The 13212-nt window shown below is 30.6% G+C and carries 11 protein-coding genes; all 11 read right to left on the bottom strand.

Annotation, left to right across the window (positions count from 1 at the left end):
• Positions 1-118: 118 nt before the first annotated feature.
• The 11 genes from RMO70_RS00395 to RMO70_RS00345 all read right to left on the bottom strand — a co-directional run bounded on the left by RMO70_RS00395 (position 119) and on the right by RMO70_RS00345 (position 13059).
• Entirely contained in the window at positions 119-1723 is a 1605-nt protein-coding gene (locus tag RMO70_RS00395; RefSeq protein ID WP_310554437.1) for a serine hydrolase, read from the bottom strand.
• A gap of 218 nt (positions 1724-1941) precedes the next feature.
• Positions 1942-2991, bottom strand: a complete 1050-nt coding sequence (locus RMO70_RS00390) for an aspartyl protease family protein (protein WP_310554436.1) — start codon at positions 2989-2991, stop codon at positions 1942-1944.
• 42 nt (positions 2992-3033) lie between these two features.
• Entirely contained in the window at positions 3034-4812 is a 1779-nt protein-coding gene (locus RMO70_RS00385; RefSeq protein ID WP_310554435.1) for a T9SS type A sorting domain-containing protein, read from the bottom strand.
• A gap of 164 nt (positions 4813-4976) precedes the next feature.
• On the bottom strand, positions 4977-6074 hold the full coding sequence (locus RMO70_RS00380) for a serine hydrolase domain-containing protein (protein WP_310554434.1): 1098 nt from the start codon (positions 6072-6074) through the stop codon (positions 4977-4979).
• A 10-nt stretch (positions 6075-6084) separates the two neighbouring features.
• Positions 6085-7533: a serine hydrolase gene (locus RMO70_RS00375; protein WP_310554433.1), complete on the bottom strand. Its 1449-nt coding sequence runs from the start codon at positions 7531-7533 to the stop codon at positions 6085-6087.
• 1 nt (position 7534) lies between these two features.
• Entirely contained in the window at positions 7535-8827 is a 1293-nt protein-coding gene (locus tag RMO70_RS00370; RefSeq protein ID WP_310554432.1) for a M20/M25/M40 family metallo-hydrolase, read from the bottom strand.
• Positions 8824-9777 (bottom strand): T9SS type A sorting domain-containing protein, encoded by a 954-nt coding sequence (locus tag RMO70_RS00365; protein WP_310554431.1) that lies wholly within the window; start codon positions 9775-9777, stop codon positions 8824-8826. The genes RMO70_RS00370 and RMO70_RS00365 overlap by 4 nt, the downstream gene beginning before the upstream one ends.
• Before the next feature lie 123 nt (positions 9778-9900).
• Positions 9901-11511, bottom strand: coding sequence for a hypothetical protein (locus RMO70_RS00360; RefSeq protein WP_310554430.1), 1611 nt, complete (start codon positions 11509-11511; stop codon positions 9901-9903).
• 5 nt (positions 11512-11516) lie between these two features.
• Complete coding sequence (locus RMO70_RS00355) at positions 11517-11921, bottom strand: hypothetical protein (protein ID WP_310554429.1); 405 nt, start codon at positions 11919-11921, stop codon at positions 11517-11519.
• Positions 11922-11926: 5 nt separating this feature from the next.
• A complete protein-coding gene (locus tag RMO70_RS00350; RefSeq protein ID WP_310554428.1) occupies positions 11927-12070 on the bottom strand; it encodes a hypothetical protein in 144 nt (47 codons plus the stop codon).
• A gap of 107 nt (positions 12071-12177) precedes the next feature.
• The gene (locus RMO70_RS00345) at positions 12178-13059 is read right to left on the bottom strand and encodes an SDR family oxidoreductase (RefSeq protein ID WP_310554427.1); all 882 of its coding nucleotides are present in this window, start codon (positions 13057-13059) and stop codon (positions 12178-12180) included.
• Between the last annotated feature and the right edge of the window lie 153 nt (positions 13060-13212).

Here is a 13212-nt window from a genome sequence, read left to right as displayed (position 1 = left end):
AGGGTTTTCACTACTATCAGGGCTAAAAAAAAAGAGCAATCAAATTGATGCTCTTCTTAAAAAAATATTAACCTACAATATAATTACTTTTCTAATAATTTCTTGACACTAATAGTTTTTAATTATAGGTTTTTACAATTTTATATTTCGGATTTTCAAAGTCGGTCAAGTCTAATAAAACATCATAAACTCCTACTTTGATTTCTAAATTATTCCCTTCAGGCATTAGCCTGTCACTCATATCTTTTCCAAAATTTAAAGTCCAATCATCATTGAAACGAAATTTTAGTTCTCCAGTTTTTAAAGACACATTTTTAATTGTCCAAATGCCTTTTGTTTCAGTTTCAAAAAGTTTTGTATCAGGTCCTTCCCAGCCTTTTTCTGTGGCACTTCCTACAATTCCCCAAGAAGGAAATATTTTTTTTGCTTTTGTTGGTTGGTCTCCTTTATAAAAAATTAATGACGCTATTTGTGCATTGCTGTTTTTTTCAAAACTCACATAACCATTTAATTCCTCAGCGTAAAATAAATTTTCTTTTACAGGATAAAGAATACTTTTGGGGTTGTTTCCACTTTGCGCTATTAATTTATTGTTTACAATTGTAAGATAAATTACAAAATTGTTTTCTACTTGATAAGTTCCAACATATTGCTTTAAAGTTTCTTTATTTATATTGGCTACAATTGGAATTTTATAATCTTTATTATACAAAATTTTAATAATAGCACTCGTGGCAATGTTTAAATCTCTTTCTGTATTTGTAAGCAGAATAATGCAGATATCATCTTCGGGAATTTGAACAAAATTGCTCCTAAAACCAGCTCCTGCACCACTATGTCCAACTGTCATTTTTTCAAACATTGGAATAGTAACCCAACCATAACCATAATTATTTTTGAAAGGTGTATATGCTTTTTCTAAAGTTTTTTTGGAAATAATTTTGTAATTTTTAAGTCCATTATAATATTTGTTTAAGTCTTCAACACTTGAGTATATTCCACCAGCGGCAAAAGGTCCAGGTGGATCATAAACAACCGATGGTTTTTGTGCTTTTTCAGAAAAAACCTCATAGCCAATAACTTTATTTTGACTTTTTAGGTTTTTAAAAGCAAAACCACTTTGCTCCATTAGCAATGGTTTAAGTATGTATTTCTCAACAGCTTTTTCGTAACTTATTCCAGTAACTTTTTGAATTACGTAACCTAGAAAATAATATCCCGAGTTAGAATAACTCCAATCAGTTCCAACTAGAAAATCCAAAGGTTTTGTTTTTTGAAATTCAATAAATGATTTTTCCGTTTGGTCTTTCATATCATTTCCTCTTGTATAGTCATAAACTCCAGCGGTATGGTTTAATAAACTTTCAATTGAAATAGAACTTGCATCGGGATAATCTGGATAGAACTTTGAAAGTTTATCCTGCAATGATAGCTTTTTTTCTTCTACTAATTTTAAAATTACAGTTGCTGTAAAGGTTTTTGTAATGGAATATATTTGAAAAATGCTGTTAGAGTTATTTTCCTTTTTTAAATCTACATTAGCTAATCCATAACCTTTATTTAGCAAAACTTCTCCTTTTTGTGAAACAAAAACAGAGCCGTTAAATTGATTTTGCTGCTTATAAAATTCAAAAAGTTGTTGTAATTTTTCCTTTTTACTTTGCGCAAAAGATAAATTAGTGGTTAATAATACTAACAGTACGATTGATTTGATTTTTTTCATGATTTTTGATTTTGATTGATTTTGATTGATTCATTTTTTTTAAGTTTTCTAAATCTAACAAACATTACTATCGGAATAATGATTAACAGTCCGATAATAAAATATGGAATTATTCGGTTTTTTTTTCCAAAAAAAAACTCGGTTTCAAATAGATAAACCCTTGCTGATTATCAATAATAACATTAAATTGTTTTAGAATTTTATTGCCAATAAGTCCGCTAAATTTGTATTGCGATCCGTTTTTGTTTGGTTTTCTCTAAAATAATTACACCATCTGAAATTGATTGATTTGCAATTATTAATTTTGGAATAAAGGCTATTTTTTTACTTCCTAGACCTACTAGGTTCGAGAATTTATCATATAAGTCATTTCGAGTCAAAAAACCATTTCCAACAATACCATTTCCAGTATTTCCGGTATCAAACAAAAACCAATCTTTGTATTTTTTACCATCAATATCAAACATTGCTTCAAAAACTGGCCGAACGCCATTGTCTAAAAGCATGTCTTGCTTTACAAAATCGGCATCTATTTTGGGCATTTCATCATACACTACAATGATTTGTTTATCGTAATCTATTTTATAAATTTTGTCTAAAAAAAAACTATTGCCTATAATCGCATCTTCATAATTGTTCATGTTCTTGGTTTCATACATTTCAATATTACTCCAAGTTAAACCAGAAATTTCAAAGGTGTTAGTTGAGCTTACACGAGTTTCGTTTATACCATCACTATTTATAAGATTTCCTTTTTTGTCAAAATCTATATTAATTTTCTTGACCGATTTTTTATTAATGTTTACGGCATCTGCTCCCAAATCGAACTGAAAATTTAAAACTTCAGAACCGTTAATTTTACCTTGAAAATAAATTCTATTATTTTTCATTGTAATAGGAATTGTGTCGTTTCCTTTTTTGTTTTTTTTATAGGTCTTTAAAAGAGGATAATTTGCCGAAATTCTAGTGTAGCACGAATCTTTACCATTCAATAAAACAATGAAGTCTTTAGTCTCACCAAATTTCATATCAAATGTAATTTCTTCAATATCAGTAATAAACTTAATTTTTTGCGCTTTTTTAGGTAAATCTAAATAATAAATATCCGGCTTGGTTTCGGGGAAAACTACCCAAAAATTTGGTTTGAAATTTTTACCATCCAAAATCTTGACGTTTTTAGAATTGGCTTTGATTATGGGTAGCTTTTGTTGTGCGCATATGTTTTGAAAAACAAATACACAAAACATTACTACTGTTGATGTTTTCATGATTTTTGATTTTGATTGATTGATTTTTTTTTTACATATTTTTTAATTTTTAACAACTTTTCTAATAATTTCTTGACCTTCAACTGTTTTTAGTTTCAAGAAATAAACACCGCTATTCAAGTTACTAGTATTAATTGAATTTGTTACTTGACTTGAAAACACCTTTTTCCCTAAAAGATTATACATTTCAATAGAATTAAGCGTTAATTCAGTTTCTATATTAACACTATTTGAAAACGGATTTGGATATACAGCTAATTTGTTACTAATATCAAAGTATTCAATCCCTAAAGTAACAACATTTACACAAGTAGAAGTTACAGTACATCCTCCAAGAGTAATAACTACTCTATAAAGTCCAGCAACTGTAGGTGTATAGCTTCTATTTGTTTCTCCAGTCAATAATACATCTGGTGTACCACATTGGTACCATTGGTAAGTAGCGCCAATTTGAATCGCTTCTAGTACTCCTAAAGCTAATGTTACCCCAGCAACTGGTGAAGGATTAACTGTAACCGTAGTTCCTGCTGATGTATCCGAAGTACAACCAGCGCTTGTAACCGCAACAGTATAAGTCCCGCCTGTTGTAACTGAAATAAACTGCGTTGTAGCTCCATTTGACCAAACATTTCCTGTGGCTGATGAAGATATTAAAGTAACACTTCCTCCTGAACAAAAAGTAGTTGGTCCAGTTGGTGTGATGGTTGGTGTTACCGGAATTGGTGTAACAGTTACTACTGCGCTTCCATTCATAGTTGTAGTACAAGCACCAACTGTTCTAGTAGCTATTACAGTATAAGTAGTTGCAATGGTTTGATTCCCGAATGATATTGCTGAACCTGTACCTACAACCGCTGAACCTACATTTGCAGCTCCATTTTTTAACTGATAAGTAACCCCAGTTTCTGAATTGGATAAACCAACAACAACTCCTGTTCCTCCTGAACAATATGCACCACCACCCGTTACATTGTAAGCAGTAGGGTTTACACATGCTGCAACCAAATAAGAACAACTTGAAGGCAATACAACTGTTGTTGGATAAGTATCTGATAAAAACCAATTTACTCTATTATTAAGTGCTGCTCTAGCATTAGTAACAGTAGTAACATCTGGTCCACACGTAAAACGACCTGTTCTTCTCTCTGAAGCATTTGTTCCTTGAACTCCAGACCATAACCAAATTGCATTTACACCAGTTGTTAAACCCGTTGGCAAACCGCTTCCATTTGTATTACTATTGGCTCCTTCCCAATCTGTATCTGTAGTATTTACTGGGTCTCCACCTGTTGTAGAATAAACATTAAAATGTATTGCACTTATGAAAGTTGGCAAAGCAGTTGTACCTTGGAATGCAAGTATCTGATCTCCATTGGCCCCATTAAGACTCAACATTACTCCAGCACAAGTACCAGCAGTTCCTAAACTTGCTCCAGTTGCACTATAGGCCTGAATAATAGTAGGGGCTGCTGGAGATGTTCCATTATAAATCCCTCCAATTACAATTTCGGTTCCAGCGGGATAGGCGGCATTACTAGTAAAAGTAAAATTTTGCTCTCCAGTTCTAAAAGTACCAGTAGTAGCATTTGTTCTCAACCAACCGTTGTCTGTAAAATTAATTACAGTATTGTTTGTAATGGCTTTAAGAAGAACAAAAGAAAATTTATCATTGCTGTATCCAGTGACTGGCTCAAATTCGTTTGTTACCAATCCCGAAAAAGCTATATCGCCTGCAACCAAAGTGGTTTGTGAGTTTGCATTAAATTGAAATACAACAGTTAAAAGTATTGCTTTTAACATTGCAAAATAATTGTTTTTCATAATTTTTGTTTTTAATTGTTAAATGTTTAATATAAAGGTTTTTAAGACTCTAAAGATAGTAAAAATGTAAAATTTATAATGTATAAGTTATTGAATATTATATCTTTATCCAAATCTAGTAACTTTTATTTGTACCAAACTAAATATCTTTTTTAGTTGTATTCCTAATACATCATTTCTTCTTCTAAATATTCAAATAACTTATGCACAAATTTTGAAGAGAAGAAGTTGTCGCAATTACTAAGCATTACTATTCCAAATTTTTCTTTTAGATAAAAATGAGTATATGATCTTGTGTCGCTATTGTTTCCTGTATGGTAATACCTGATTTTTCCGTTTGTCATTTTGTATGGAAAACCAAAACTTCTGTAAAGGCTGTCTGGTTCTTTTGGTAGCGTTGTATTTAATGACAAAAGTTGTTTGCCAACTTTATTTTTACTATCCATAACCGAAAGTAAAAACTTGGCATAATCTTTTGCTGTGCAATGCAAACTTCCTGCTGCTCCAAACCAATCGGCTGGACCTTGAGAGCTATTGTCTGTTGGTTTTCCGTTTTTATGTGAATAGGCTTTTAATTGCTGGAGGCTATTATTCCAAGTAAAATTCATTGATTTGGCTCTAAATGGTTGCACAACTTCTTTTTGAAAATAGTCATTTAATTCAAGGTCTGTTTTATGTAAAATTTTCCCTAAAACTCTTGCAAGATATTGATAACCTTCGCCTGAATATCCATATTTTTCTCCAGGTTTATTCACAAAATATAAGGTGTTGCTTTCGTCTTCATCCTTTCGCCAATTTGGAAAACCCGAACAATGATTTAAAACCATTCGTGCAGTAACTAATTTATAATAATCATTTGAAGTATCTATTTTCGGGTCTGTATAATATTGATACAATGGTTTGTCTAAATCAATTTTTCTCTTATTTGCTTGTTTCAGAATGAAATAGGCAAATACTGGTTTAGAAACCGAACATACTTCAAAAATGGTATTTTCATCTACTTTTTCTTTAGTATCTATATTTTTTACACCATAGTTTTTAGCATAAGCAATAGCTCCATTATTAATCATTGCAAATGAAAGTCCGGGAATGTTTAGACTGTCCATTTGTTTTGTAATAAAAGTATCTAAATGTTCGAAAGTAATTCTTTTTCCTTTAATGGTTAAAATACTTTTATCTTCCAAACTATTTGGGTTATTTTGTCCGAAACAAAAAATCGAAAAACATAAAAAACAAATGATAAAACTGTGATATTTTTTCATTACAAGGCTATTATTTAGTTTTGAGTTTGTTTAACAAAAAAGTCCAACGCGGATTTTGAGGTTCCATTTCGACTAGTTTTTCAAAATAGGTGATAGCTAATTTTTTGTTTCCGTTTCTTTTATAGAGTTCTGCCAAACTTTCATAAACATTTGGTAGCGATGGATATTCGGTTGCATTTAGTTCAAATATTTTTATGGCTTCTTTTATTTTGTTTTCTTTTCGTAGTTCGTTTCCTAAATTGTTGAGTTGCATTGGTTCAAAAACAAAATGGGAATTATTTTCTTTTTTTAATTTATGATATAAAATAATGGCATCATTAACACCTTTTGATTTAGTTGTTGAGGCTAAAGTGTCTAATAAATTCCATTTGTATTTATAGGGTTTAATATCATTGCTGTTATCCAGAATATGTAGTCCTATATCTGTAACAGGATTGTCGCTATTTGATAAAATAACAATTCCAAACTTATTTTTTTTATCAATTCCAATAAAGGAACGGCATCCAAATGTGCCACCATCTTTCCACAATATTTGCAGATTATCTTCACTCATAATTGTCCAGCCCATTGTTACAAAACCATCATTGCCATCTTTTTTACCTTGATTAATATGTGTTAATTCTATCGCTGGTGATAAATTTGTTTTGAATAATCCCAAATTAGCTGCCGCAAATTTTAACAAATCGTTCACAGTAGAACGCAATGCACCTGAACCGGCCAAAGTTTGATTTTTCCCCCAACTCCAACCACTAACTGGTTTTCCATATTCTGAATGTCCTGTTGCAACATTTGGATATTGTTTTGGTGAAAATGAAACAACTGTATTCTTCATATTTAATGGTTCACAAATTTTCTGTTTTACCAAAGTTTCATAATCTTTTTGTGCTGTCAGCGAAAGGATATGACCTAAAAGGCCAAAGCCTATATTTGAATATTGCCATTTGGAGTTAATATCCTTATTTAGCTCTACACTTGAAATATATTCATACAATTGAGTCGTAGTATAATCAGCCCAAGGGTTATCCAAATTTTTTGGATCAAGATTAAACTGCATACGCGGTAAACCAGATCTATTGGTAGATAAGTTAAGTAAAGAAATTTCTTTACCATTTCTTGTTGGGGTTTTTACAGTTTTTGGTAAAAATTTTGAGATAGGATCGTTATAATTCAATTCGTTTTTTAGACTCATTTCTGCCATTGACAAGGCGGTAAAGATTTTACCGATAGATCCAATTTCATAAATAGTATTACCATCAGGTTTTTGTGGATTTAAATCACTTTTTATTCCAAAACTAAAAGTTTGTGTTCCATTAGCATCAACAATACCTAAAATCATACTTTTAGACCTTTTGTTTGAAACTTCTTTTTGTATTATTTTTTTAATACTGTCTATAGGAATTTGTGCAAATAAAGTGCTAGTAATAGTAAAGAGAAAAGTTATTAATAGTAATTTTTTCATTTTATTTTTTTAATCTTTCGAAAATTAAAGAAGAAAAACTTTTAACTCCTACTCTTATACACTCTTCATCAACCATAAAATTCGGAGCGTGAATCATGGCAATCATTCCTTTCTCAAAGTTGGAACCACCTAAAAAGAAATAAACACCGGGAATTTTCTCTTGAAAATAAGAAAAATCATCATTAGAATAAGGTATTTGCCCATAGTCAAGCGTAACTGTGCCTTTTCCAAAAGTTTTGTCTAATGTATTTATAGCAATATTTGTCAGTTTTGGGTCGTTTTGAATCGTTGAATTTTCTTTGAAAAACGAAACTGAAATCAATTGATCAGACAAACCTTGGCTTTCAATCACTTTTTTTATGCCAGGAATAATATCTTTTAACTTATCTTTATCTGTTTCATACATATCTGCTTCTAAGATAATAGTGTCGTCTTTGGTATAATGTCCAAAATTTGGATCGACCATAAAATAATTTGTATAAATTGTACTTGGACTAGCAAGCCCATCTTTAGGGTCAAGTATTTGTTGCAACTCCCAAGGGTTACTATTATTAATACTTCGGGTCATACTGCTTACTATTTTTGCATATAATTCAGTTAAATTTTCTTTAGTTACTTTATTTTTAAACTGAATTCTAACTCCTTTTTGGTAAGCATACATTTCATTTGATTTGACCATTATTTGCCCAACTGGCCCAGGAGTAATATGCAAACCGTAAATTTCAGTAGGCTTTATTATCGAAAACAAACCGCCCTCAACCATACCTTTTCCACCTTTAAAAGTTTCTTCTTCGGGTTGAAAAATAAAATAAACCGTGCCTTTCAAATCTTGTTTGTTTTTAGATAATACTTCGGCAATACCTAAACCAATTGCCATATGAATATCGTGCCCACAACCATGCTGCACATCTTTTACTTTAGATTTAAAATCAACATTATCTGGAAAGTCGTTTGGCAAGGCATCCATATCAGCACGCCAAGCAATATGCTTTCCTTTTTTGCCTCCTTTTAAAATACCAACAATACCATAACCATAAATATCGGTTTTCACTTCAAGTCCCAAGCCCAACAAATATTGTTTAATGAATTCTTGTGTTAGTTTTTCATTACCTGCCAATTCGGGGTTCTTATGCAAGTCTCTTCTTACTTTAACTATCTTGTCAAAAATTTTGTCGGTTTCAAGTTTAATTAACTCGTGGGTTAGAATTCCACTGTTATTTTTTTGACTGAATAATTTGCTTTGATGGCTACTAACAAGAATAAATAATAGCGATACTAAAATTTTTAATTTCATTTTTTTATAAATTTAGTAGTATGTGGCAACTCTGAATTTTCTGATTTTATAAAATACATTCCAGAAGCCAACAGTGAAACATCAATTTCAATTTTTTGACCTCTTTCATTTATCTTTTTTACGATTTGACCTTGCATATTCACAATCGAAAAATCGAATGAATTATTTTGATTATTATTCGTTATAACTATATGATTATCAACTAGCGTAGGATATATATTAAAACTTGAAAATGAATTGTCTTTTACGGTCAATAGTGGATTAAATACCTTTACATCATCTATTATAATTCTTGTTCCGTAGTGTGGTGTTGAGCCTTGGGCAGCCATATTGAACTTTAAAGTCATAAAAACTGGTGCTTCATTTGTGGTATAAACAACAGGTGTTTCAATATAATTAAATTCAATAAGTCCTGAATAAATATAGTTAGGTTCTGCAATTTTAATTGTTGCTTTTCCGATTTCTCCATTTTCTCCAAAAACGGTTAAAGTAGCCTCAACTACATCAAACAAACCATCAAAATTATTTATTGGAGTGAAAAAATAATAAAACCCTAGAACATTTACTAAATTACCATTTGTAATTGGAACCCCAGAATTCCAACCAGGAGTGTCTTGTGTAGCATCAAAAAACAACTCTGCTCCACCTGGAATTACTTTGTCTTTTGTATAGTTATAAGCGTTTCTAATTTCTAATGATTTATCGCCAGTGTAAAATACTGGCGCACTACTTATAGCAAAAGAATCATAATTATCAAACTGGATAAAATCCTGAGTAATTGCCCCTGTATTAATATCAATACTTACAGGATGCACAAAATCAATTCCCCAATTACTTATTTTCCCATTAGGTTTTATGGTTTCGAATCCTGAATTTAAAACTTGAGCTTGTGACGAAAAAGTAAAAGCGATTAAAACAAATACCACTTTATAAAAAGTATTTTTTTTCATAATTATAATTATTAAAAGTTACAAATCATCATCATTCCAAAATTAAAGAAAGTTAATTTATTATATTACTAGAATAGGTAGACAAAAGGTGTACAAAGTACTATATTATAAACAAGTGTTGGTTTACAAAGCTAAAATAAAAGCTGTTAAATTATCTTCATTATTTAGTTGCAATTTTTTTCTCAATCTGTATCTAGCCGTTTTTACACTATCTGGCGATATGTTTAAAATAGAAGCCATTTGCTTTATGGAGAGATTTAACTTTATTAATGCGCATATTTTTAAATCATTTGGGCTAATGTCTGGATATGATTGCTTTATACGGTTGTAAAAATTATTGTTTATGCCTTCAAAATACAGATTAAAATCGTTCCAAGCGTTATCTTGCGATAAATGTTTGCTTACAATTTTTTGCAATTGATTTTTGGATAAAACTTCATCTTGTTCTATTGTATTCTTCAACTCATCAACCAACTCATTTTTTTGCAACATTTGCAGGGTTATAATACTCAACTGGCTTTCTTTGTTCTCAATATTATCTTGAAATTGTTGGGCTTTAATTTTTTCTTGACTTTCTAAAACCAATAGTAAATCCTCTTTGGCTTTTATTAAAATTTTATCTCTTTTGTTTATTTTTTTTAAAAAGAAATAAACCATTACGAAAATGATAAGTATCACTAAAATTCCAATTAGTAGAAGATAATTTGTTAATTGTGATACTTTTTTTTCTTTTAAAATTAATTCAATTTTCCTGTTTTTTTCAGAAATATCAAATTTAACTTCAAGGTTTTTTAAAATTTTTGCTTTTTCCAAAGAAAAAAAATCATTTTTAATAGTTAGCAACTTATCTTGCCATTGAGAAGCTTCAAAATAGTTGTTTTGCTTTTTTTTGATTTGTATTAAAGCGTCAATTGCTTTAACTTCAAACATTTTATCAGTAAGTGGTTTTGCTATATTGTATCCTTTTTCTAAACAATCTTCAGCTTTTGAAGTATTGTTATCCATTTTTTGAAACCAATTACTAATAGCCAACCAACTGAACACTTGAGCTTGTTTGTTTTCGGTTTTTATAGCGAATTCAAGACCTTTATTTAATAAAAAATAACTTTCTTCCTTTTCGTTTTTTAATTGTTTTATTTCCCCAATTTTATTGTATGCACTTGGTAGATAAGCCGAGTTTTTAGAAGTTAAAAACTCATTCAATGCCTGTTTATAATAAACTTCGGATGAATCAATGTTTTTTGTGTTCTTATATAAATCACCCAAATTGGTATAAGCAAGTCCCAAAGTTCCTGAGGTATCTTTCTTGTTTTTTAGTAATGAAATTACTTCGTGACTAATTTTTATTACTTCAGCTTGCTTGTTTTGCCGACTGTAAATTGTTGCTATGAGTTGCAAACATTTAGCTCGACCGATTATTGATTTTAAAATTTCTTTTCTTTCAATTTTTTTATATTCATTCAAGGATTTTGTTGCAAAATCCAAACCTTTTTCTAAATCGGAACCAAAAGTAGCTATCCCAAGATATAATAAGGATTCCGCTTTGCCAATAGTGTTGTCTTCTTTGTTTGCTTTTTCATTGGCTAATGAGAAATAATGGTACGCTTCGGTTTCGTTGTCTTTAATCAATGCCGCCCAACCTTTCTGCATTAAAGCATTCCTGTTTTCTTGAGCAAATCCGAAAGCAATAGTGAAAAATAATAGACAGAAATAATATTTTTTAATAGATATCATAGTTATTAATTTTCGTGACCGAAAAAATATCCTTTTATGAATTCACTGTATTCTTTGAGGTCATTGTTTGGTTGTTTTTTCAACTTGTTAAGCTCAATCAATATTGTTTTGTATTTTTTATTCAGTTCAGGTTTTTCATTCAGTTCTGATTTTACAAAGGTAATGACATTGTCATTGGGTTGATTCATATACATCATTTCTCTGTCTAACATAGTTCCAGCATCCATACTTTTTGAATTAAATTTAGCGTCATAAATCAAAAAAACATCTTCTAATTTTCCTATTTCAAACAAATAGTAACACAATTGATATAGATTATCGTGACGACGGGTTATTAATTCGCATTTCAATTCTTCCTCAAAAATTGTTCTAATTAATTTAATGTCTTTTAACGAAAAATCATTTAGCAATTCTTCTACAATTTCAGTTCTAAATGTAAATTATCGTCAGCAATTTCATTATCTACATTTTCAGAAAATGCAAACATTAAAATTAGTTCAGCTGGAACTATTTTACCTTCACTTTTTCGGTATTTTTGTATTAACTCTTTTGCCGTCATAAAATCTCGTTTCGTTCCCTATTTGAAATAACAAATCCCTACAAAATAAATACTTTTTTTATGATGTAGGGATACTTTTTAAAAAACAGAAAAATATTTTTGTAATTCTAACTTGATTTTTTTGATTTAACCATAGCTTCTAACTGATCCCAAAGTTCTTCAGGAATTGCTGATAAGTCGTTAAATTGACCAGCACCTTGCAACCATTCTCCACCATCAATAGTAACCACTTCGCCATTAATGTAAGCTGAAAAATCTGAAACCAAATAAGCAGCTAAATTGGCTAATTCTTGGTGTTCACCGTTTCGACGCAATGGAACTCTTTTTGAAGTATCGAATTTTTTGGCTAAATCGCCTGGTAATAATCTGTCCCAAGCCCCTTTTGTAGGAAATGGTCCAGGTGCAATTGCATTCATTCTAATTCCATATTTTGCCCATTCGACAGCCAAACTTCTAGTCATAGCCAAAACTCCTGCTTTTGCAGTAGCACTCGGCACAACATAGGCAGAACCTGTCCAAGCATAAGTAGTAACAATATTTAAAACATTACAATTGGTTTGTTTAGCATCTATCCAATGTTTTCCAAAGGCCAAAGTACAGTTTTTGGAGCCTTTCAAAACGATATCAATTACGGTATCAAAAGCATTTGCCGATAATCTTTCCGTAGGAGAAATAAAATTTCCAGCGGCATTGTTTAATAGAACATCTACACGACCAAAAGTTTTTAGAACTTCTGCCAACATAGCTTCAACTTGGTCATAATGACGAACATCACATTGAATAGCCAAGCATTTTCCACCAGTTTCGGCTTCCAATTCTTTGCAAGTATTTTGTAGTTTCTCTAGGTCACGAGAAGTGATAGCTACTTTTGCACCCAGTTCAAGAAAATATTTTGTCATAGCTTTACCCAAGCCGCTTCCGCCACCAGTTACTACAATTACTTTGTCTTCTAAGGCATTATCACGAAGCATTTTTGCTGAAAAATTCATAGTTTTTTATTTTGATTTTCAAATGTAGTAAAAATATTTGTTATGCGCGCATAGTAAAAAAACATTCTTTTGATTTTTTTATACTATTACAACTTTTAAAGTGATACGTATCCATTAACTAATGTAATTTTTTTTTAACCCTTTCCAACCTTT

It is taken from the genome of Flavobacterium sp., from assembly GCF_031422135.1.
In the GTDB taxonomy this organism is placed as follows: Bacteria; Bacteroidota; Bacteroidia; order Flavobacteriales; family Flavobacteriaceae; genus Flavobacterium.
The sequence above is the reverse complement of the archived record's forward strand: the minus strand, read 5'-3'. Positions and strand labels throughout refer to the sequence as shown.